Source organism: Streptomyces sp. NPDC004721 (assembly GCF_053601495.1).
In genome coordinates this window covers 1-22,318 of sequence record NZ_JBSGBZ010000002.1, presented here as the reverse complement: position 1 = coordinate 22,318, position 22,318 = coordinate 1, and the positions used below count along the sequence as shown (strand labels likewise).

Annotated in this window: 17 protein-coding genes and 1 rRNA gene; 8 read left to right on the top strand and 10 right to left on the bottom strand. The window is 71.7% G+C overall.

All coding sequences use genetic code 11. The annotated features are described in order from the left end of the window. Positions 1-51: 51 nt before the first annotated feature. Positions 52-567 (bottom strand): DUF6912 family protein, encoded by a 516-nt coding sequence (locus ACWEK3_RS01810; RefSeq protein WP_376541056.1) that lies wholly within the window; start codon positions 565-567, stop codon positions 52-54. Between the two features lie 1,316 nt (positions 568-1,883). On the opposite strand from ACWEK3_RS01810, the gene ACWEK3_RS01805 reads away from it, so the two are divergent. Then, complete coding sequence (locus ACWEK3_RS01805) at positions 1,884-2,210, top strand: Rv3235 family protein (RefSeq protein WP_453248665.1); 327 nt, start codon at positions 1,884-1,886, stop codon at positions 2,208-2,210. 104 nt (positions 2,211-2,314) lie between these two features. On the opposite strand, the gene secA is transcribed toward ACWEK3_RS01805, so the two are convergent. Further along, positions 2,315-5,131 carry a preprotein translocase subunit SecA gene (secA, locus tag ACWEK3_RS01800; RefSeq protein WP_450540318.1) on the bottom strand — a complete coding sequence of 939 codons (2,817 nt, stop codon included), beginning with the start codon at positions 5,129-5,131 and terminating at the stop codon, positions 2,315-2,317. Positions 5,132-5,429: 298 nt separating this feature from the next. Between secA and ACWEK3_RS01795 the strand changes: the two genes are divergently transcribed. Together ACWEK3_RS01795 and ACWEK3_RS01790 are read left to right on the top strand one after the other, a co-directional pair. After that, positions 5,430-6,008 carry a GNAT family N-acetyltransferase gene (locus tag ACWEK3_RS01795; protein ID WP_453248664.1) on the top strand — a complete coding sequence of 193 codons (579 nt, stop codon included), beginning with the start codon at positions 5,430-5,432 and terminating at the stop codon, positions 6,006-6,008. Between the two features lie 63 nt (positions 6,009-6,071). Next, positions 6,072-7,274, top strand: coding sequence for a winged helix-turn-helix domain-containing protein (locus ACWEK3_RS01790; RefSeq protein ID WP_450540314.1), 1,203 nt, complete (start codon positions 6,072-6,074; stop codon positions 7,272-7,274). Positions 7,275-7,309: 35 nt separating this feature from the next. Here the strand turns inward: ACWEK3_RS01790 and ACWEK3_RS01785 are convergent, their stop codons facing one another. From ACWEK3_RS01785 to mtnA, 7 genes are all read right to left on the bottom strand, one after another. Beyond that, positions 7,310-8,056 carry a response regulator gene (locus ACWEK3_RS01785; protein ID WP_141360480.1) on the bottom strand — a complete coding sequence of 249 codons (747 nt, stop codon included), beginning with the start codon at positions 8,054-8,056 and terminating at the stop codon, positions 7,310-7,312. A 214-nt stretch (positions 8,057-8,270) separates the two neighbouring features. Beyond that, complete coding sequence (gene hpf / locus ACWEK3_RS01780) at positions 8,271-8,957, bottom strand: ribosome hibernation-promoting factor, HPF/YfiA family (RefSeq protein WP_450540312.1); 687 nt, start codon at positions 8,955-8,957, stop codon at positions 8,271-8,273. Positions 8,958-9,272: 315 nt separating this feature from the next. Continuing rightward, the gene (locus ACWEK3_RS01775) at positions 9,273-10,142 is read right to left on the bottom strand and encodes a ComF family protein (protein ID WP_453248663.1); all 870 of its coding nucleotides are present in this window, start codon (positions 10,140-10,142) and stop codon (positions 9,273-9,275) included. A 196-nt stretch (positions 10,143-10,338) separates the two neighbouring features. Beyond that, a complete protein-coding gene (locus ACWEK3_RS01770) occupies positions 10,339-12,183 on the bottom strand; it encodes an LpqB family beta-propeller domain-containing protein (RefSeq protein WP_450540309.1) in 1,845 nt (614 codons plus the stop codon). Continuing rightward, positions 12,173-14,245 (bottom strand): MtrAB system histidine kinase MtrB, encoded by a 2,073-nt coding sequence (mtrB, locus tag ACWEK3_RS01765; RefSeq protein WP_453248662.1) that lies wholly within the window; start codon positions 14,243-14,245, stop codon positions 12,173-12,175. The genes ACWEK3_RS01770 and mtrB overlap by 11 nt, the downstream gene beginning before the upstream one ends. A 1-nt stretch (position 14,246) precedes the next feature. Next, positions 14,247-14,936, bottom strand: a complete 690-nt coding sequence (gene mtrA, locus ACWEK3_RS01760) for a two-component system response regulator MtrA (RefSeq protein ID WP_009188938.1) — start codon at positions 14,934-14,936, stop codon at positions 14,247-14,249. A 113-nt stretch (positions 14,937-15,049) separates the two neighbouring features. Then, positions 15,050-16,192 carry an S-methyl-5-thioribose-1-phosphate isomerase gene (gene mtnA, locus ACWEK3_RS01755; RefSeq protein ID WP_450540306.1) on the bottom strand — a complete coding sequence of 381 codons (1,143 nt, stop codon included), beginning with the start codon at positions 16,190-16,192 and terminating at the stop codon, positions 15,050-15,052. A 140-nt stretch (positions 16,193-16,332) separates the two neighbouring features. On the opposite strand from mtnA, the gene ACWEK3_RS01750 reads away from it, so the two are divergent. Genes ACWEK3_RS01750 through ACWEK3_RS01730 form a run of 5 tightly spaced genes read left to right on the top strand, consistent with a single transcriptional unit; the run spans position 16,333 to position 21,946 of the window. Next, complete coding sequence (locus ACWEK3_RS01750) at positions 16,333-17,670, top strand: glycerophosphoryl diester phosphodiesterase membrane domain-containing protein (protein WP_453248661.1); 1,338 nt, start codon at positions 16,333-16,335, stop codon at positions 17,668-17,670. A 4-nt stretch (positions 17,671-17,674) separates the two neighbouring features. Next, complete coding sequence (locus tag ACWEK3_RS01745; RefSeq protein WP_450540302.1) at positions 17,675-18,454, top strand: DUF4129 domain-containing protein; 780 nt, start codon at positions 17,675-17,677, stop codon at positions 18,452-18,454. After that, positions 18,451-19,647, top strand: a complete 1,197-nt coding sequence (locus ACWEK3_RS01740) for a DUF4350 domain-containing protein (protein ID WP_453248660.1) — start codon at positions 18,451-18,453, stop codon at positions 19,645-19,647. Before ACWEK3_RS01745 ends, ACWEK3_RS01740 begins: the two co-directional genes overlap by 4 nt. Continuing rightward, complete coding sequence (locus ACWEK3_RS01735; protein ID WP_450540299.1) at positions 19,647-20,636, top strand: AAA family ATPase; 990 nt, start codon at positions 19,647-19,649, stop codon at positions 20,634-20,636. Before ACWEK3_RS01740 ends, ACWEK3_RS01735 begins: the two co-directional genes overlap by 1 nt. Next, positions 20,636-21,946 (top strand): DUF58 domain-containing protein, encoded by a 1,311-nt coding sequence (locus ACWEK3_RS01730; RefSeq protein WP_450540297.1) that lies wholly within the window; start codon positions 20,636-20,638, stop codon positions 21,944-21,946. Before ACWEK3_RS01735 ends, ACWEK3_RS01730 begins: the two co-directional genes overlap by 1 nt. Before the next feature lie 97 nt (positions 21,947-22,043). On the opposite strand, the gene rrf is transcribed toward ACWEK3_RS01730, so the two are convergent. Then, positions 22,044-22,160 (bottom strand): 5S ribosomal RNA (gene rrf / locus ACWEK3_RS01725). Positions 22,161-22,318 lie beyond the last annotated feature (158 nt).

The following is a 22,318-nucleotide window of genomic DNA, read 5'->3' as shown; positions in this document are numbered from 1 at the left end:
AATCAGGACAACGGCAGGTCGCGACCCGTGGTGCGGCCGCGGTCCGGGGCTTCAGCCGCCGAGCCCGACGAGGTTCGGGATCTCCTGTGTGGCGTACCAGAGCAGCTCGTGGTCCTCGGCTCCGTCCACCACGAACTGAGCGTCGTCGTCCCCCGCGTCCGCGGCTCCCAGGGCCTCGGCCGCGGCGGTCACGTCCGCCTCCGCGTCACCGGAGTCGACGTGCACGGCGGCCGCCTTGGCCAGGCGCACCGGACCGGCCACCCGCACCTCGCCGAGCGCGGCCGGGTCGAGCCCGCGGTCGGGGTCGGCCGTCGCCGCGCCGTCGGGTACGTCCACGGCGACCACCACACGGCGCCGCGGTGCGCCCGGGTCCAGCGCCAGCAGCCGCAGCGAGGCGAGCGCGGCCCGGTTCAGCGCGGCGTACTCCAGCTCCTCGATGTCGTCGGAGAGGTACCACTCGCGCAGGGCGGGCGTCACTGCGTACGCGGTGAGCGCCCCCGTCCCCAGCTCTCCCGTCTTGTGCGCCTCGGCGAGGCCCGAGAGGGTCAGGGGGACGTAGACACGCATGGCAGGCCGCTTTCGTGGTCGGAGGGCTCGCCGCCCGGACGGCCTTCAGGATACGTGCGGGAGCCTCCTTTCGAGTCCCCGGCCACACCACCCGACCCGTCCACCGCGCGCCCCTCGCCTCACCCGGTCCACCCCAGTCCCCACATGGTTTGTGGCCCTCCCAATCACTCGTATCGGTGAACTCGTCCACGGTCCGACGCGCGCCGCGCCTTCCTTGCCGCGGCGCCCTCGGCCCCGTACAAGAGCCCCAGCAGGAAGTTACTGCCCGGTATAAACCGGTGCCCTGGGCGCCGGCGCCGGACAACGACACCGAACGGGGACTCATGAACAAGGTCATGACCAGGACCCAGCGCCGCCCGGGCGCCCACCCGCCGAGCCGCCGCGACCTCCGCCGTCCCGGCGGCTACCCACCCCGCACCCCAGGCGGCACCCTCCCGCGCACAGCCGACGACAACCCCCCACCCCGTAACCACTCCACGCCCCCAACGGCCCCCCGCGACACCCGCCCTCCCGCTACCCCCCTCCGCCCCCGTCCGGCGCGGGCCGGCACGCGGGACACGAGAGTGCAGGCTCCGGAGCCGGGAGGGGCACGAGAGCCGGTAGGACACGTTCCGGAACCGACCGGCAACGCCGACACGGCGAGCCCGGCCCCCGCGTCGGGCTGCTCCCGCAAGACGGGCACGAGCGCGGCACCCCGCACCACGGGCGCACAGCGAACGACGGCAGCAACCGCCAGAACGGCCGCAGACCGCCCGCTGAGCAAAGCCGCCAGGCCGGCACCGGCCCGCTCGACGGGCGCAGCCCGCAGATCGGGCACGGCCCTCCCGGACGCCAACCCGGCACCCACGGCCAACGCGGCAGCGGGCACGACAGGCACAGCCCGCAGGACGGGCACGGGCCGCCCAGGCGCCAACCCGGCACGCACGGCCAACACGGCATCCGGCACGGCAAGCGCTACCGCCAGGACAGCCCCAGGCCGCTCGGCGGACGCAGCCCGCAGGCCGGACACGGCACACCGGGGCGCCGACCCGGCGCACACGTCCAACGCAGCGGCCGGCACGACGAGCACGGCCACCAGAACAACCTCAGGCCACCCGGCGGGCTCAGCCCGCACGGGCACGGCCCACCCAGGCGCCGGCCCGGCGCCCACAGCCGACGTCGCGACCCTCACGGCGGCCGCAGCCACACCCCGTCGGGCGGATACCCACAGGTCCGCGCCGGGCGGCTGCGCGGGCACAGCCCCCGCCGCGGGCGCGGTGGGCGCGGCGGGGATCGGGGCCGGTGCTCAGGACGCCGTGCGGGCGGTTTCGCTGCCCGTGGCCACCGATCTGTTCGCCGATCGCCTGCTCGCCGTTCTCAGCGGGCAGCGCCCCGTGCACTGGATGCTCCGGCACACCGCGGGCCGGGCCTACGACGAGCTCGCCTGGCTCGCGGAGCGCGGCACGCTGCGCACCCGCGGCGCCCGCCCCGTCGTGCGCGACATCGGCTACTACGAGCCCCGCCCGGGCGCCGTGGAGGCCTTCGCCCGCATCGGCGCGGGCGACCAGCTGCGCGCGATGGCGTTCCGCCTGGAGCAGGGCCGGGACCGGCGCTGGCGCTGCACGGCGGTGGAACTGGGCGGCCCCCGTATGCCCCGCACGTAGGACGACCTGCCCTGACGGCGGACCGCAGCCCAAGCCGAAGGGCCGGGCACCCGAGGGTGCCCGGCCCTTCCCTGTCCGCTGCCGGCTCTCTCAGAGAGCGCCGGTCACTTCTTGCGGCGGCGCCCGGTCTTGGCCTGCTTGCGCCGCTCCGCGCGCGTGAGGCCGTCGGCCTCCGAACGCACGGGCTCGCCGTCCGTGGCGAACTCGCCCTCGATGATGCCGCCCTCGCCGTCCACGGTCGGCGCCGAGAAGTGCAGGTCACGCCGCTGCGGCGCGTCCAGCCCCTTGGCCCGGATCTCCGGACGCGCACCGGCCTGCGCCGGAACCGCGTCGTGCTTCTCCAGGTCGGCCACTGGCTTCGTGTCCTCGACCGGCACCTCCTCGACCTGCTGCTCGACCTGGACCTCCAGGTTGAACAGGTAGCCGACGGACTCCTCCTTGATGCCCTCCATCATCGCGGTGAACATGTCGAAGCCCTCGCGCTGGTACTCGACCAGCGGGTCCTTCTGCGCCATCGCGCGCAGGCCGATGCCCTCCTGGAGGTAGTCCATCTCGTAGAGGTGCTCGCGCCACTTGCGGTCCAGCACCGACAGCACCACCCGGCGCTCCAGCTCACGCATGATCTCGGAGCCGAGCTGCGTCTCGCGGGCCTCGTACTGCTCGCGGATGTCGTCCTTGATGGACTCGCTGATGAACTCCGCCGTCAGACCCGCGCGGTCCCCGGCCGCCTCCTCCAGCTCCTCGATGGTGATCTTCACCGGGTAGAGCTGCTTGAAGGCGCCCCACAGCCGGTCGAGGTCCCAGTCCTCCGGGAAGCCCTCGGCGGTCTCCGCCCCCACGTACGCGTCGATGGTGTCGTCCATGAAGTGCCGCACCTGCTCCTGCAGGTCCTCGCCCTCCAGGACGCGGCGCCGCTCGCCGTAGATGACCTCGCGCTGCCGGTTGAGCACCTCGTCATACTTCAGAACGTTCTTGCGCGTTTCGAAGTTCTGCTGCTCGACCTGCGACTGGGCGGACGCGATCGCGCGCGTGACCATCTTGTTCTCGATCGGCACGTCGTCCGGGACGTTCGCCATCGACATCACGCGCTCGACCATCTGCGCCTTGAACAGACGCATCAGGTCGTCGCCCAGGGAGAGGTAGAAGCGGGACTCGCCCGGGTCGCCCTGACGGCCGCTACGACCGCGCAGCTGGTTGTCGATACGACGCGACTCGTGCCGCTCGGTGCCGAGCACGTACAGGCCGCCGAGCCTCTCGACCTCGTCCTTCTCGGCCTTGACAGCCTCCTCGGCGCGCTGCAGCGCGTCCGGCAGGGCCGCGGCCCACTCCTCGATGTGCTCCTCGGGGTCGAGGCCGCGCTGGCGCAGCTCCGCCTCGGCGAGGTCCTCGGGGTTGCCGCCGAGCTTGATGTCCGTACCGCGGCCGGCCATGTTCGTCGCCACGGTCACCGCACCCTTGCGGCCGGCCTGGGCGACGATCGACGCCTCGCGCTCGTGGTGCTTGGCGTTGAGCACCTCGTGCTGGACGCCGCGCTTGCTGAGCTGCTGCGAGAGGTACTCCGACTTCTCCACCGAGGTGGTGCCGACCAGGATCGGCTGGCCCTTCTCGTGCTTCTCGGAGATGTCGTCGACGACCGCCTCGAACTTGGCGACCTCGGTGCGGTAGATCAGGTCCGCCTGGTCCAAGCGGATCATCGGCCTGTTGGTCGGGATCGGGACCACGCCGAGCTTGTAGATCTGGTGGAACTCCGCGGCCTCGGTCATCGCCGTACCGGTCATGCCGGAGAGCTTGGAGTAGAGGCGGAAGAAGTTCTGCAGGGTGATCGTGGCGAGCGTCTGGTTCTCGTCCTTGATGTCCACCCCTTCCTTCGCCTCGATCGCCTGGTGCATGCCCTCGTTGTAGCGGCGGCCGGCGAGGATACGGCCGGTGTGCTCGTCGACGATCATGACTTCGCCGTCGATGACGACGTAGTCCTTGTCGCGCTTGAAGAGCTCCTTGGCCTTGATGGCGTTGTTCAGGTAGCCCACGAGCGGGGTGTTCACCGACTCGTAGAGGTTGTCGATGCCCAGCCAGTCCTCGACCTTGGAGACACCGGCCTCGTGGATGGCGACCGTGCGCTTCTTCTCGTCGACGTCGTAGTCGCCGGTCTCCTCGATGCCCTTGAGCGGGTTGCCCGCCTCGCCCTTCTTCAGGCGGGTGACCAGCTTGGAGAAGTCGCCGTACCACTTGGTGGCCTGGTCGGCCGGGCCGGAGATGATCAGCGGCGTACGGGCCTCGTCGACGAGGATGGAGTCGACCTCGTCGACGATGGCGAAGTTGTGGCCGCGCTGGACGAGTTCGTCCTGGGCCCACGCCATGTTGTCGCGCAGGTAGTCGAAGCCGAACTCGTTGTTCGTGCCGTAGGTGATGTCGCAGCCGTACTGCTCGCGGCGCTGGGCCGGCGTCATGTTGGCGAGGATGCAGCCGACGGACAGGCCCAGGAACTTGTGGATGCGGCCCATCATCTCCGAGTCACGCTCGGCCAGGTAGTCGTTGACCGTGATGATGTGGACGCCGTCGCCCGAGATCGCGTTCAGATAGGCGGGCAGGGTACCGACCAGGGTCTTGCCCTCGCCGGTCTTCATCTCGGCGACATAGCCCAGGTGCAGGGCGGCGCCGCCCATCAGCTGGACGTCGTAGTGGCGCTGGCCGAGGACGCGCCGTGCCGCCTCGCGCACCGTGGCGAACGCCTCGGGCAGCAGGTCGTCCAGGCTCTCGCCGTCGGCGTACCGCTGCTTGTACTCATCGGTAAGGGCACGCAGATCGGCGTCGGAGAGGCCGACGAAGTCTTCTTCGATGGAGTTGACCTGGCCCGCGATGCGGTGCAGCTTGCGCAGGATCTTGCCTTCGCCTGCACGCATGATCTTCGAGAGGACGGACACGGGGGTTGGTCTCCTTGCCGGTCGGGCCTGGGACGGTCGGTTTCCATTGACGTACTGAGCAACGGCCATCGTATGCGAGGACACGGCCGAGCCGGGAGGGCCTGCCGCAAGGCCACCCGTCCGCAGCTTCACGGAGGCCTCAATGTGAACAACGTCCGGGGGTCGCGGATGGTGCCGTGTTCCGGCGACGTTTTGCACGAATTGTGATCACTTCCCCACATACCGAGAAATGCGATCAACCCCGCACACACCGGGAAAAGGGATGGCGCCCCCCGCGGCCCCCGAGCAGAATCGGGCGATGGACCCCGTCACGCTCACCACCGACCGTCTGCTCCTGCGCCCGCTCGGCCCCCAGGACTCCGACGCGATGTACGCGGCCGTGCAGGACCCCGACATCCAGCGCTGGCTCTCCCAGCTTCCTTCGCCCTACCTGCCCGAGCACGCGCAGAGCTTCACCGCGGACATGGTCCCCCTGGGCTGGGCCAACGGCTCGATGTTCACCTTCGGCCTCTTCCTCCCCGGCTCCGGCGGAGACCTCGTGGGCACGCTCGGCATAACGATGCGTTCGCTGGGCGAGGCCGAGATCGGCTACTGGGCCACGAAGGAGCACCGCGGCAACGGCTATGTGACCGAGGCCTCCCTCTCCGTCGCCCGCTGGGCCTTCACCCACCTCGCCGTCGACCGCCTGGAGTGGCGGGCCGAGGTCGGGAACCACGCCTCCCGCGCGGTCGCCGAACGGGTCGGCTTCACCGTGGAGGGCACCCTGCGCTCGGGGCTCAACAACAAGGGGGTGCGACGGGACTGCTGGGTGGGTTCCCTGCTGCCGTCGGACCTGAGCCTGCCCTCGGCGGCGCCCTACCTGCCCGCTCCCGCATAGGGGCCGTCGGCGAAAGCGCAGCTCGGCACGCGTTGTCGGTGCCGCCCCTTATCGTGCGATGCCATGACCTCGCTCCCGCGCCCCACCACCGACCTCTCGGCGGACGAAGCCCGCCGCATCGTCCTGCGTGCCCAGGGTTTCCTCGGCGCACCCGACCGGCGGTCCGGTGTGCGCGGTGTCCTCCGGCACCTCGGCGCGGTCCAGCTCGACACCATCTCGGTGCTCGCCCGCTCCCACGAGCTCGTGCCCTACGCCCGCCTCGGCGCGGTCGGCCGCACCACCGTCGAGCGGTCCTACTGGACGGCCGCGTCCACCGGCACGCCGTCGACGCGCCCGCACGCCTTCGAGTACTGGTCGCACGCCGCCTGCATCCTGCCCATCGAGGAGTGGCCCCACTTCGCCTTCCGCCGCCGCGCCTACCGCAACCGCCCGCACTGGAACCACGAGCTGCCCGACGGGACGTACGACCAGGTCGTCAAGCAGCTGCACGCCGAGGGCCCGCTGACGGCGACGGAGCTGGGCGGGGCCAAGAAGACCAGCGAGTGGTGGGACTGGTCGGGCACCAAGGTCGCCGTCGAGCGCGCCCTGATGTACGGCGAGGTGGTCTGCGTGGAGCGCCGGGGCTGGAAGCGGGTGTACGACCTCGCCGAGCGTGCCGTCCCCGAGGAACTGCTGCACGACGAGCTGGACGACACCGAGTGCCTGCGCCGGCTGGTCCGCCTGGCCGGCCAGTCCCTGGGCGTGGGCACGCGCGCGGACATCGCGGACTACCACCGCCTCAAGAGCGAGCAGGTCGACGCGGTGATCGGGGACTCGGGGCTGGTGCCGGTCACGGTCGAGGGCTGGGGCAAGCCGGCCTGGGCGGACCCGGAGGCGCTGGCCACACCCCCGCGCGGCCGCCACCGCACCACGCTGTTGTCCCCGTTCGACTCGCTGATCTGGGAGCGGGCGCGCACCGAGCGGATCTTCGGCTTCACCCACCGACTGGAGGCCTACGTCCCCAAGCCCAAGCGGGTCCACGGCTACTTCGCGATGCCCGTGCTCGCCGGCGGCCGCCTCGTCGGCCGCGTGGACCCCGCCCGGGAGGGCCGCACCCTCGTGGCCAAGCAGGTCACCCTGGACGGCATCCGGTCCGTGCCCGCCGTCGCCCAGGCGCTCGTCGAGGCGGCGAGCTGGGTGGACTGCACGGACGTACGCGTGGAACGGGTGGAGGCGCCCGAACTGCGCGAGCCCCTCGTACTGGAACTCTCCCGCGCCGTGGGCTGACCTTCCGGGCAGCCCACGGCAGGCCCTACCGGGGCCTACCGGATCTCGAGGATCTTCTCCCGCATCGCGTAGACCACCGCTTCCATCCTGGAGTGCAGCTGGAGCTTCTCCAGGATGTTGCGGACGTGGTTCTTCACGGTGTTCTCGGAGATGAACAGCTCCTTGGCGATGTCCCTGTTGTTCATCCCCGTGGCCACGAGCTTGAGGACCTCCAGCTCACGGTCGGTCAGCCGGGGGGCGGGGACGAGGCGGCGCTCGTCGGTCCGCTGGATCATCGACTTGAACTCGGTGAGCAGCTTCGACGCCATGGAGGGGCTGATCTGCGACTGCCCGTCGGCCACGGCGCGGATGGCCGTGGACACCTCGTCCGTGGAGATCTCCTTGAGGAGGTAGCCGGTGGCGCCGGCCTTGATCGCCTCGTAGAGGTCGGCCTCCTCGTCGCTGATCGTCAGCATGATGATCTTGGCGCTGGGCGCGACCTCCTTGATGGACGTGCACGCCTCGATCCCGCCGCGCTTGGGCATGCGTACGTCCATCAGCACGATGTCGGGCAGCAGGTCGGCGGCCTTGTCGACGGCCTCCGCCCCGTCACCCGCCTCGCCGACCACCTGGATGTCCTCCTCGGCGGCGAGCACGATCTCCAGGCCGCGGCGGAAGAGGGCGTGGTCGTCCACGACAAGGACTCTGATCGGCTCCTTGCGCGCAGTGCCCGCCTCCGGTGCCACGCCGACGACGCCACCGTCGGCGTCCTCGTCCCTCATCGGTCCGAAGCTGTCCGCCATCGTTGTTCCTCCCCCTGAGGCTGTGGCCCGGTCTGTGGTGCGGTGGCCAACCCAAGGCAACGGCCCATCGGTTGAGCCGTTGCCGCCATGATTCCATGCCCGGCCGACACTGCGGTGACCAAGCGGCGTGTGAAGGGGGCGCACACCGGTGCCCCTGGGGGCGCACACCGCGCTCCAGGGGCACCGTCGCAGCTGCTGTTGTCGCCGGGGTGGCTCAACCGCCCAGTGTGCCGCCCGCCTCCGGCGCCTGCGTGACCATCGTGTCCGTCCGGAGGTGGATCACTCCGTAGTCATAGGCATGCCGCCGGTAGACGACGCTGGGTTCCTTGGTCTCGGAGTCGACGAAGAGATAGAAGTCGTGCCCGACCAGCTCCATCTCGTAGAGGGCCTGGTCGAGGGTCATTGGGGAGGCGAGGTGGGTCTTCTCGCGGACGACGAGGGGTCCGTCCCCCTGCACCTCCAGCGAGCCGACCTTCTTGGTGGGAACCTGGCCCGCGTCCGCTTCCGTGGCGGTCTGACCGCTGCCGTTCAGGGTCGCCGCGCCGGGGACGTGGTCGGGGACCTCGGCGGCCGAGATCCGTCGTGCGCCACGCCGCGAGAAACGCTTGTCGTGCTGCTTGCGCAGTCGGGCACCGAGCTTCTCCGCCGCCAGGTCGAGCGCGGCGTACGGATCGCTGGCCGCTGCCTCCGCCCGGATCACCGGACCGCGGGAGCGGAGCGTGATCTCCACCCGGTCGCAGCGGTCGGCTTGTCGGGGGTTGGGCTCCTTGGACACCTCGACGTCGAGGCTGATCACCTTGCCATCGAGCTTCTGGATCTTCTCCAGGTTCAGCTTCTCGGCCACGTGCTTGCGGAACCGCTCGGGCACCTCGGTCTTGCGGCCCTTGACGACGATGTCCACGCAGAACTCCGTTCCCGGATCGCTCCGCTCCGACGGCGGAGCATCTCCCTTGTGCACCCGGTTCCGGTGAGCTCCGGAACCTCGGACTCGGTGACGTCCACCTCCTCCTGCCCCGCGGGCGAGATCTCCACCCGGCCGGTACGGGTGATAGCGAAAACCCGCAGCACGGCATTCGGATATGACGGGGATGGCCTGCGCCTTTCCCTCACAACCCGAACATATCTCGCCCGGACGGATGACGTCACCCTCTACTGCGGCGTACCTCCGTTCAGGTGAATTGACCCGCTCATTACCTGCAACGATGCAAGTTCTCAGTCAGTTCCGGTCTATTCCAAAGGAATCCGGAGAGGCCGCGACGACCGCCGCGCAGACCACACCAACGGCGCCGTACACCCCCGCCATTTCCAGTGCGCCATACATCGAGTTCCCCTCCTTGCGCTCCTTCTGCCTTGATCCCGACTTCCGTTTCCTCATCCCTTCCCGGCCCCGCGCCGTGTACACGGCCGTCGTGACCGCGCGCGCCGCCTCCGCCAACGAGGCCCCCGTCGTCATGACGTCGTCGACCAGCACCACCGGACCGCTCAGCAGCAGCCGCGCGCCGCCCGCGGTCACCTCCAGCGCGCCGGCGAGGTTCTCGAGCCGCTGCCGGGAGGTCAGCCCCGACTGGTCCGCCACGACGCGCCGCTGGCGCAGCACCGCCAGGGCCCGGGCCGGCGTCCCTGACCGCCGCAGCCCACCCGCCGCCGCGAGCGCGATCCGCCGCGCGGGATCGTGCCCCCGGGCCCGCACCGCCCGCCGCGCGGACGGCACGGGGACGAGCAGCACGGCCTCACCGGCCGCCCCAGCGGCGGCCCCGGCTCCTGCTCCTGTTCCCCCCGCTCCCGTCGCCGCCGCCCGCAGACCGGCCCGTACCGCACCCGCCAGCGCCGTGCCCAGCGGGCGTGCCAGAGCCAGTGCGCCCCGCTCCTTGTGGGCGAGCAGGGCCGCCCGCGCCGCGTCCGCGTACGGCGCCGCCGCGTACACCGCCGGCAGTCCGGACGGCTCCGGAACCGGTCGCACCCGGCGTGGTGCGCCGTGGCTCAGGACGGCACGGCACCGAGGACAGAGCACCGTGCGAGGCCTGCCGCAGCCGCCGCACTCGGTCGGCAGCACCAGGTCGGTGAGGTCCTGCCACCACCCGTGCATGTCTTCCACTGTGCCGACGGCGCACCGTCCCGGCCAGCCCTGTGGACAACCCTCTGTGGACAACTTCCCCCCACCGCCACCGGGACTTCCCCCACACGGGCGACCGAGGGATGCCCCGGCCCGCTCGGGAGAGAGGGAAAGCGCTCAGCCCAGTCAGGAGGAAGGGGTACTCGGCCCGGTCGGGACGGAAGGGCGCTCAGCCCGGGTAGACCGGCGCCAACCCGTTCTTGATCACCTTCTGCCACTGCGCCCCGGACGACAGCCGGACGATCCCGTCCTCCGAGGAGTACGCCACCAGCGGCGACCGGTCGTCCTCGGCCGCGGCGATCGACTGCACCCCCGTGAGCGCCGCCGGCGGCGGGCCCTCCGGCGTGGAGCCGTCGACCTGGACGTACCGCATCGTCTGCACGCCCCCATGCTCCCGCCCGGCCACCACGAGGCGGCTGTCGCCGGCCCACGACATGGCGGTGACGTTCTCCAACTCCGGAGCCGCCGAACGCAGTTCGCGCACCGACACCACCGGCCGGTCCCCGGCCTTGTCGTCGCGTTCGATCCGCCCGATGAGCAGGGATCTGCTGTCGTTCTCCGCTCGCACGACCAGGGCGATCCGCACCCCGTCGGCGGCCACCCGCACCGCGTCGACGCGCCCCTTCAGCCCGGGGACCCGCACGTCGAGCGGCTGGCCGCCGCCCTGCTCCAGTACCACCAGCCGCGGCCGGGCGGGATCGCGGTCGGCCACCCACAGGTCACCACGCGCGTCCCAGCTCGGTACCGTCAGCCGGTCGCCCTCGACCTTGCCCTGGCTCTGCAGCACCGGCGCGTCGAGGGCGCCGCCCGCCACGAGCGAGCCCACGAACAGCGACTTGCCGTCGTCGCCGACCCCGGCCGCAGTGCGCTCGTCCCACGACACCGCCGCCGCCTTGAGCTTCTGGGCGCCATCGCCCAGCGCCCCCGGCACGGGTTCGGCGCTCGTGGCGGTGCCGCCCTCGCCGATCCGCACCAGCCGCTGCTTGTCGTCGACGAAGTACAGGTTGTCGGGTCCCTTCACCGACCCGCGCATGGCGACGGCCTCGGTCTGGTCCTCCTCCAGCGAGCACAGTGTGCCGCCGTCGGCGCGCTGGAGCGTGACGGTGTCCACGGTGGGTGTCAGGTTCTGCAACGTGAACAGCAGTTGGGTCGCCATCTCCCGGCACTTCTCGCGCCCGACCCCGGAGGCCTTCTCGTTCAGCGGCACCGTCAGCCGGTTCTGGTCGTCGGGCGCCAGCGAGGTGACCCCGCGGCGCAGCTCCGTCCCGGCCGGGAAGCTCGAACTGACCACCGGCTCGAGCCAGCCCGTGGGCCCGCTCAGCAGGGAGCGCACCACCTGCGTCGTCGCGTCCACGCGCCGACGCACGAAGACGGGATCGGCGACGGCGGTCGCCGATGTGGCCGAATCCGCCGAGGTGTTGGAGGCGAAGTAGTACTTGTTGACGGACATGTAGTTGCGCTGGAAGTCCGACTGGCCCATGACGACGCCCGACGGCAGCACGTCGATGCGCCACTGCCCGCTCTTCTTGTCCCGCGTCAGATGAACCGGCTGGCTGTACGTGCCGCGCATCGGCGTGTACGACTGCTGCACGTCCACCAGGGCCACCTTGTCGCCGGTCAGCGTGAACGCGTAGTCGTCGCTGCTGTCACGGCTGGTGTCGTGTCCCGGGGTGCGATCGACATTGATGTCGCCCGCGAGCACGGTCGTGGACTGCCCCGGCCGCCAGTGCTCCGACGCCGTCCCCGTCAGATACTGACGCGCCGTCGCATACTGCGGATCGTCACTGGTCAGGGCCTCCAGAAAGCCCTGCACGATCTCCCTGGGCTGGGCGTCCTCCGGGGGCGGCATGGCGAACACTCGCAGCTGGCTGTCCTGGCGCGGGGTGGACTCCACGTCCCGCAGATCCCCGCTGTCCGGCATCGAGGCACACCCCGTCAGCAGTACGACCCCGCAAGCGGCGTACACCACCGCGCGCACCGGCCGCCGCACGCCACCCACGCGGTCAGCGCCCACGAAATGCCTCCCCTTGCTGTGTCACGTCGTCCTGCGGCCCGGCTTCCTCGGCGTCCGCGGAGTCCGCGGGCCTCTCCCCTGCCGCGTCCACGGCGGACACCGACTCCTGCCGTCGCCCTCCCGCGGCCGGCCGGGGCACCACACGCGCGCCGCTGCCGGGCAGCGCCGTCGGATCGGCCGTCGGGGCCGCCGACCGGGACGCGATCGGGTCCCGCGACGACGCCATCCGCTCACCCGTCGCCTGGACCGGCACGGTGGCACGCTTCCCGCTCGGCAGACCGGCGTCGTCGAGCCCGCGGTTGCGGCGCGAGTCCTTCGGCTCCAGCGGGACGGGCGAGCCCCGCAGCGGCTCGTCCGCGGTCCTCGGCAGCGTCAGGCGGAACTGCGAGCCGCCGCCCGGCTCGCCCCACGCCTGAAGCCAGCCGCCGTGCAGCCGGGCGTCCTCCAGAGCGATCGACAGCCCCAGACCGGTACCGCCCGTGGTGCGGGCGCGCGCCGGATCCGCCCGCCAGAAGCGGCTGAACACCCGGGTCGCCTCACCCGGCTTGAGCCCGACGCCGTAGTCGCGCACCGCGACCGCGACCGCGCCGCCCGCCGCGGCGAGCTTGACGACGACGTCCCTGCCGTCGCCGTGCTCGACGGCGTTGACGACCAGATTGCGCAGGATGCGCTCCACACGCCGGGCGTCGGCCTCCGCGACGACCGGCTGCTGGTCGCCGACGACCCGTATCCGCGTCCCTTTGCGCTCGGCGAGCGGCTCGGCGCCGCCGACGACCCGGTTCACGACCTCCCTGAGGTCGATCGGCTCGGCCTCCAGCGCCGCCGCGCCCGCGTCGAAACGGCTGATCTCCAGCAGGTCCGCGAGCAGCGACTCGAACCGGTCGAGCTGGTCGGCGAGCAGTTCCGCCGAGCGGGCGGTGATCGGGTCGAAGTCCACACGCGCCTCATGGATGACGTCGGCGGCCATCCGCACGGTCGTCAACGGCGTGCGCAGTTCGTGCGAGACGTCGGAGACGAACCGGCGCTGCATCCGCGACAGCTCCTCCAGCTGCTGGATCTTCAGCTGGAGGTTCTGCGCCATCTTGTTGAATGCCTCGCCGAGCCGCGCGATGTCGTCCTCACCGGTGACCTTCATCCGCTCCTGGAGCCGCCCGGCCGACAGCCGCTCGGCGATCCCGGCCGCCATCCGCACCGGCGTGACGACCTGCCGCACCACCAGCCAGGCGATGGCTCCGAGGAGTACGACGACGAAGAGACCGGCCGTCGCCAGCGTGCCCTTGACCAGGCTCAGCGACTTCTCCTCCTGCGTGAGCGGGAAGAGGTAGTACAGCTGGTACGGATCGCCGTTGGGGTCGTTGACCTGCTTGCCGATGACCAGCGCGGGCTGGGAGCCCTTGTCGCCGTCCTTGTAGACGATGCGGGCATAACTCTGGGCGGCCACCATGCCGTTGTTGATGCGGGCGCGCAGCTCCTCCGGAACGCTCGCCGCCCAATTCACGCCGCCGGAGGCGCGCGGACCGCGCCCGCCACCGCTGTCGTCGCCGGCGGGCAGCGTGACCACGTCGAAGGCGCCCTGACCGCCACTGGACAGCGACGACACCAGGTCGCTCATCCACTGGATGACGTTCTGCGAGGAGTGGCCGTCCGCGGCGGAGCCGTCGTCGCCGGGGCCGGTCGCCACCTCGTCGGCCCGCTGCTTGGCCACCGCGAAACCACCGGTGGCCTGGCTCTGCGAGGCCTTCACCTTGGCGTCGAGCAGTCCGTTGCGCACCTGGCCGATGACGACCACACCCAGCAGCAGTACGACGCCCAGCGACATCAGCAGGGTGGTGGCGACGACCCTGAGCTGGATGTTGCGCCGCCACAGCCGCATCACGGGCAGCAGCGGCCGGCGCACCCAGCGCAGGAAGAGACGCAGGACCGGGCTGCCCTGCACGCCGCCGTGCAGCAGCCCGCCCTCCAGAAGACGTCCCCAGCGGGAGCCGGCGTTCGTCCGGCCGACAGGCCGCCCCGCGCCGGCCCCGGAACCCCCGGGCGCCGAAGCGGCGCTGTCCCCCGACACGTCAGCTCGGTCCGGCCTTGTAACCGACACCGCGGACGGTCACCACGATCTCCGGCTTCTCCGGGTCCTTCTCGACCTTGGAGCGCAGCCGCTGGACGTGCACGTTCACCAGACGGGTGTCGGCCGCGTGCCGGTAGCCCCAGACCTGCTCCAGGAGCACCTCGCGGGTGAACACCTGCCACGGCTTGCGGGCCAGCGCGACCAGCAGGTCGAACTCCAGCGGCGTCAGCGCGATCGACTGCCCGTCCCGCTTCACGGAGTGCCCCGCGACATCGATGACGAGGTCGCCTATGGCGAGCTGCTCCGGCGCGGGCTCCTCCGACCTGCGCAGCCGCGCCCGGATACGGGCCACGAGCTCCTTCGGCTTGAACGGCTTCACGATGTAGTCGTCGGCGCCGGACTCCAGGCCCACGACGACGTCCACGGTGTCGCTCTTGGCCGTCAGCATCACGATCGGCACCCCGGACTCCGCCCTGATCAGGCGGCACACCTCGATGCCGTCGCGGCCGGGCAGCATCAGGTCGAGCAGGACCAGATCGGGTTTGGCCTCACGGAAGGCGGCCAGCGCCTTGTCGCCGTCGGCCACGAAAGACGGCTCGAAACCTTCACCACGGAGCACGATCCCGAGCATCTCGGCCAGTGCGGTGTCGTCGTCGACGACAAGGACTCGTCCCTTCATAAACGACATCATCCCATTCTCGTAACGGTGGCGAAGATCCAGGTGAGACAGCTCACTGGCCTGTGACGATAGTCGTACGGAGCCGTCACTGTCTGCCTCGGGCCCGAGAACGGGGATGCCGATGCTCAGTCTGTCGTGGTCCCCCTCGACCTGGCGCACAATTCGGCCAGTCCCTTGGCGGTCACCGGCGAGACGGCGCCTTCCTCGGTGACGATCGCCGTCACCAGCTCCGGCGGGGTCACGTCGAACGCCGGGTTGTAGGCCTGCGTGCCCAGCGGCGCGACCGGGAGACCGCCGCCGGCTCCCGTGACCGGGACCTGGGGCGCGATGAACTCGGTCACCTCGTAGCCCGGTCGCTGCTCGACCTCGATCGCCGCACCGTCCGGGGTCGCCGGGTCCACCGTCGTCACCGGCGCCACCACGATGAACGGCACGTGGTGATAGCGCGCGAGGACCGCGAGCGGATAGCTGCCCACCTTGTTCGCCACCGAGCCGTCGGCGGCGATACGGTCCGCGCCGACCAGCACGGCGTCCACCTCACCAGCCGCGAACAACGAGCCCGCCGCGCTGTCGGTGAGCAGGGTGTACGACATGTCGTTGCGGGCCGCCTCGTACGCCGTCAGACGGGCGCCCTGGAGCAATGGCCGGGTCTCGTCCACCCACAGCCGCCGCAGCCGTCCCGCGCGATGCGCAGCGAGCGCCACCGCGAACGCCGTGCCCTCGCCGCCCGACACCAGCGACCCGCTGTTGCAGTGGGTGAGGACGCGGTGCCCGCCACCGGGCAGCAGCTCGTCCAGCAGCGCCAGCCCGTGCTCTGCCATCCGCGCGCTGGCCCGGGCGTCCTCCTGGTGCAGCTGCCGCGCCGCGGCCAGCGCCGCCGAGGCGGCCTGCCCGGGGTCCCCGGTCCTGACGAGCGCCGTCTGATGGGCGGACTGTGCCCGGCGCACACCGACGGAGAGGTTCACGGCCGTGGGCCGGGCGGCCGCCAGCGCGGTCGCGGCCTCGTCCACGTCGAAGCCGCGCGCGGCGGCGAGCGCGACGCCGTACGCCCCGGCGATGCCGAGCAGCGGCGCCCCGCGCACGGCCAGCGACCGGATCGCCTCCACCAGCGCGGGCGCGTCCGTACACACCAGCTCGACCTCCTCGGCGGGAAGCCTGGTCTGGTCGAGGAGGACCAGTACCGGGCCTTCGGGCGGCTCTTCCCAGCGGATCGCCGAGGTCCCGGCCGCCCGGTCGTCCTCGCGGGTCTGCGCGTACTGATCAGCCATGCCGTCAGTCTGCCCCCTATCCGGCGGACAAATGAAGGTACGCAGCCGCCACCACCGCCGGTCGCCCGAAGACCACCCCATGGCACGATGGCTGCCAACCTGCCGCCGCGACGGCGGACGGGCACCGTGAAGGAGCGACGATGACTGACACTCCGGGCTGGGCCTCGCCCGGATCCGCCCCGTCCGACGGACAGGAGACCGGCGCGTCCGGACCTGCCGACGCCGCCGGCCGCCCCGACGCCGCACCTCCCGCGGACCAGTCGGGCGAGCAGCCGCAGGGCCCCGGCGTGAAGTGGTCCAAGGAGCAACCGCCGCCGGGCCAGTGGTCCGCGCCCACGGGAGCCCCGGCTCCCGGCCAGGCGCCACCGCCGCCCGCCGGCCCCGGCTGGGGCGGACAGCCCCCGGCCGGCTACAGCCCCGGTGGTTATGGCGCTCCCGGTTACGGCGGTCCCGCCGGCTACGGCGCCTGGGGCACCGGCTGGGGCGGCCCGCCCCCCGCGGCCAAGCCCGGCGTGATCCCGCTGCGCCCGCTGGGCGTGGGCGAGATCCTCGACGGCACGGTGTCCACCATGCGCGCCCACTGGCGCACCGTCCTGGGCATCACCCTGGTCGTCGCGGTCTTCTCCCAAGTCATCGTCATCCTGCTGCAACGCCTGGTCCTCGACAGCACGAGCAACCAGGTCCTCAGCGACCCGAACGCCACCCCCGGCGAAGTCGGCCGCGCCATGGGCGACGCCATGCTCGGCTCCGGCGCCGTCTTCATCCTCTCCTTGGTCGCCACCGTCATCGCCACCGCACTGCTCACGACGGTCACCAGCCGCGCGGTCCTCGGCAAGCCGGTCACCACTGCGGAGGCCTGGCGCGACGCCCGCCCCCAAGTGCTCAAGCTGTTCGGGCTGGTCATCCTGCTGCTGCTCATCTGCCTCGGCGTCATCGCCGTCGGCGCGCTGCCCGGCATCCTCGTCGCCACCACGACCTCGCCCCTGGGGGGCATAGCACTGGCCTTCCTGGGTGGCCTGGTCGCCTGCGTACCCGCCCTGTGGCTGGCGGTCCGCTTCTCGCTCGCCTCCCCTGCCCTGATGCTCGAGAAGCAGGGCATCGCCAAGTCGATGAGCCGCTCCGCCAAGCTGATCCGCGGCTCCTGGTGGCGCGTCTTCGGCATCCAGCTGCTGGCGGGAATCATCGCGGGCCTCGTCTCCGCGGTCATCGCCATCCCCTTCTTCGCCCTCGCCATGGTCTTCGGCGGGGGTGGCATGTCCGCCTTCCTCAGCGGCACCCCGAACGTCGGCTGGGCCTACCTGATCATCACGGGGATCGGGGCCGTGCTCGGCTCCACGATCACCTTCCCGATCACGGCCGGCGTCACCGTGCTGCTCTACATCGACCAGCGCATCCGCCGCGAGGCCCTCGACCTCGACCTGGCCCGCGCCGCGGGCGTCCAGGGCTACGGATCCGACGCACCAGCCTCCGGGAGCTGATGCCGTGAGTCTGGCGGGGGGAGTTCTCACAGCACTGCCGGCGTTCCCACGCGCCGTGGACAAAGCCCTGCGGACCGCGCTGCACACCCGCGGCGCGGTCCTGGCGCAGTCGCGTTCCGCAGCCGAGCCACCGGCGACCGTCCCGCGTGACCCGGCACGGGAGGCGGCCCAGCGCGAACTGTCCAAGCCGATGTACCACGAGCACGACCCGGGCCTGCTGCAACGCGCCCTGAACGCCTTCTGGAACTGGATCGGCAAACTGTTCGACTCCGCCTCGCTCGCCACCCCGGGCGGGAGCGTCGGACTGATCGTCGTCATCGTGGCCGTCCTCGCCGTGCTCGGGGCCCTGTGGTGGCGCCTCGGCACACCGCGCCGCGAACCCGCTTCCTCCGCCGCCCTGTTCGACGACCGCCCCCACAGCGCCGCCGAACACCGCGCCGCCGCCGAGGCGCACGCCGCCCAGGGCCACTGGAACCAGGCCCTCCAGGAACGCATGCGCGCCATCGTCCGCTCCCTGGAGGAACGGGCCCTACTCGACATACGCCCCGGCCGCACCGCCGACGAGGCCGCCGCCGAGGCGGGCCACGCCCTCCCCGCGCACACCGACCGGCTGCGCGCCGCCGCCCGGGACTTCGACGACGTCACATACGGCGGCCGCAGGGCGACCGAAGCGGCGTACCACCGCATCGCCGAACTCGACCGCGACCTCGAACGCACCAGGCCCCAACTCACCGGCACCGGCCACGGCACGGCCCCCACCGGCCACCAGGGAGCCGCCGGATGACCACCGAGGCCACGCTCCCCTCCACCTCGGTCTCGCGCACCGGCCGCCAGGTGTGGACCCGCACGCGCGGGATCCTGCTCGCCCTCGTCCTCCTCCTCGCAGCCGCCGTCGCGATCGCCGCGGTCCAGTCGGGCGCCCAGCACGGCCGCCTGGACCCGCGCTCCGCCGACCCCTACGGCAGCCGCGCCGTCGCCGCGCTCCTCGCCGACCACGGCGTGTCCACACGCGTGGTCACCACCCTCGAGCAGGCACGCGCCGCCGCCGGCCCCGACACCACCCTGCTGGTCACCGTCCCCGACCTGCTGACGGACGGACAGCAGTCCCGGCTGCGCCACGCGACCGTCGCCTCCGGCGGACGCACCGTCCTCGTCGCCCCCGACTTTCCCTCCGTCAGCGGCCTGGCCCCGGGCGTCACCGCGGCGCACACACCCAGTTTCGACACCACCCTCTCCCCCGGCTGCTCCCTGCCCGCCGCCCGCCGCGCGGGCACCGCGGACACGGGCGGCGGCATCCGCTACTCCACCACCGTCAAAACCGCGGACGCCTGCTACCCCAGCGACGGACTGCCCACTCTGCTGCGCATCCCGCAGTCCGCCAAGGGCGGCGACACCGTCGTCCTCGGCACCCCCGACATCCTCTACAACAACCGCCTCGCCAAGCAGGGCAACGCCTCGCTCGCCCTGCAACTCCTCGGCTCCCGCCCCCATCTGGTCTGGTACCTCCCCTCGCTCTCCGACGCGTCGGCCCCCGACACCGGCGACCGCGGCTTCTTCGATCTGCTCCCCTCGGGCTGGCTCTGGGGCACCCTGCAACTCTTCATCGCAGTGGCCCTGGCCGCCCTGTGGCGGGCACGCCGACTCGGTCCCCTCGTGCCCGAAAAACTCCCCGTGGCGATCCGCGCCTCCGAAACCGTCGAAGGCCGCGCCCGCCTCTACCGCAAGGCGAACGCCCGCGACCGCGCCGCCATCGCTCTTCGCTCCACCACACGCACCCGCCTGGCCCCCCTCGTCGGCATCCCCGTCACCCAGGCGCACACGCCCGAGGCCCTGCTCCCCGCCCTGTCCGCCCGCCTCCACGGCGAGGGACAGTCCCTGCACGACCTGCTCTTCGGCCCGCCGCCCGGCGACGACGCGGCCCTCGTCACCCTCGCCGACCGACTCGACGCCCTCGAAAGAGAGGTACGCCGTCCATGATGGACCCGACCACTGACAACGCCGGGCGCACCGGGGACACGGGCCAGGCCCGGTCCTCCCTGGAAGCCCTGCGCGCCGAGATCGCCAAGGCCGTGGTCGGCCAGGATCCCGCCGTGACCGGTCTCGTCGTCGCTCTCCTCTGCCGTGGACACGTCCTCCTCGAAGGAGTCCCCGGAGTGGCGAAGACCCTGCTCGTCCGCACACTCGCCGCCGCGCTCGACATCGACACCAAGCGCGTCCAGTTCACCCCCGACCTGATGCCGAGCGACGTGACCGGCTCGCTGGTCTACGACGCCCGCACCGCCGAGTTCTCCTTCCAGCCCGGCCCGGTCTTCACCAACCTCCTCCTCGCCGACGAGATCAACCGCACCCCGCCCAAGACCCAGTCGTCGCTGCTGGAGGCCATGGAGGAGCGCCAGGTCACCGTCGACGGCACCCCGCGCCCGCTCCCCGACCCCTTCCTGGTCGTCGCGACCCAGAACCCGGTCGAGTACGAGGGCACCTACCCTCTCCCCGAGGCCCAGCTGGACCGCTTCCTCCTCAAGCTGACCATCCCGCTGCCCTCCCGCCAGGACGAGATCGACGTCCTCACCCGCCACGCCGACGGCTTCAACCCGCGCGACCTGCGCGCCGCCGGCGTACGCCCGGTGGCCGACCGCGCCGACCTGGACGCTGCCCGCGCCGCGATCGCCAAGACAACGGTCTCCCCGGAGATCACGGCCTACGTCGTCGACATCTGCCGGGCCACGCGGGAATCCCCGTCCCTGGCCCTCGGCGTCTCCCCGCGCGGAGCGACGGCGCTGCTGTCGACGTCCCGTGCGTGGGCCTGGCTGACCGGCCGCGACTACGTCATCCCCGACGACGTCAAGGCACTGGCCCTGTCCACCCTGCGCCACCGTGTACAGCTGCGCCCGGAGGCCGAGATGGAAGGTGTGACCGCCGATTCGGTGATCAACGCGATCCTCGCTCACGTGCCGGTCCCCCGCTGATGGCCCTCACCGGACGCGCCGCGCTCCTCGCGGCCCTCGGCTCCCTCCCCGTCGGCATCTGGGATCCGGGCTGGTCGGGCATCCTCGCCGTGAACGCGCCCCTGGCCGTGGCCTGCGCCTGCGACTACGCCCTGGCGGCGCCGGTGCGGCGCCTCGGCCTGACCCGCTCCGGGGACACCTCCGTGCGTCTGGGCGAGAGCGCCGGCGTCACCCTCACAGTCACCAACCCCTCGCGCCGCCTGCTGCGCGCCCGGCTCCGTGACGCCTGGCCCCCCAGCAGCTGGCAGCCGGGCACCGAAATGTCGGCCTCCCGGCATCGCCTGACCGTGCCGCCCGGCGAACGCCGCCGTGTCAGCACGCGCCTGCGCCCCACCCGTCGCGGCGACCGCCGGGCCGACCGCGTGACCGTCCGCTCCTACGGCCCCCTCGGGCTCTTCGCCCGTCAGGGCACCCACAAGGTCCCCTGGACGGTCCGCGTGCTGCCGCCGTTCACCAGCCGCAAGCACCTGTCCTCGAAGCTCGCCCGGCTGCGGGAACTCGACGGCCGCACCAGTGTGCTCATCCGCGGAGAGGGAACGGAGTTCGACAGCCTGCGCGAGTACGTCCCCGGCGACGACACCCGCTCCATCGACTGGCGCGCCACTGCCCGCCAGTCCACGGTCGCCGTCCGTACCTGGCGCCCGGAACGCGACCGGCACATCCTGCTCGTCCTGGACACCGGCCGCACCTCCGCGGGCCGCGTGGGCGACGCCCCGCGCCTGGACGCTTCCATGGACGCCGCCCTGCTCCTCGCGGCCCTCGCCTCCCGCGCCGGCGACCGCGTCGACCTGCTGGCCTATGACCGCCGGGTCCGCGCCCTCGTCCAGGGCCGCTCCGCGGGAGATGTCCTGCCGTCCCTGGTCGACGCGATGGCGACACTGGAATCCGAACTCGTCGAGACGGACGCCCGGGGGCTTACGGCCACAGTCCTGCGTACGGCACCGCGCCGCTCGCTGATCGTCTTGCTGACGAGCCTGGACGCAGCGCCCGTCGAGGAGGGCCTGCTGCCCGTGCTCCCTCAACTCACGCAGCGCCACACGGTCCTGGTGGCCTCTGTGGCGGATCCGCTGGTGACACAGATGGCCGCGTCCCGGGGAAACGTGGACGCGGTCTACGAGGCCGCCGCCGCGGCCCAGGCGCAGACCGAACGCCACCGCACCGCGGAGCAACTCCGCCGCCACGGTGTCACCGTCGTCGACGCCACACCGGACGATCTGGCGCCGGCGCTGGCGGACGCGTATCTGGCGCTGAAGACGGCGGGGAGACTCTGAAAGAGAGAGCAGGGAACGGGGGGCGTAAGCCCCTGGTTCGGTGCGTAAACGCAGAAAACCCCCGTGCCGAATGGCACGGGGGTTTTCTTCAAAATTTGTTCGGCGGCGTCCTACTCTCCCACAGGGTCCCCCCTGCAGTACCATCGGCGCTGTAAGGCTTAGCTTCCGGGTTCGGAATGTAACCGGGCGTTTCCCTCACGCTATGACCACCGAAACACTATGAAACAATCAACCGCACCACACACGAATGTGTGGGGTTGTTCGTGGTTTCAGAACCAACACAGTGGACGCGAGCAACTGAGGACAAGCCCTCGGCCTATTAGTACCGGTCACCTCCACACCTCACGGTGCTTCCAGATCCGGCCTATCAAC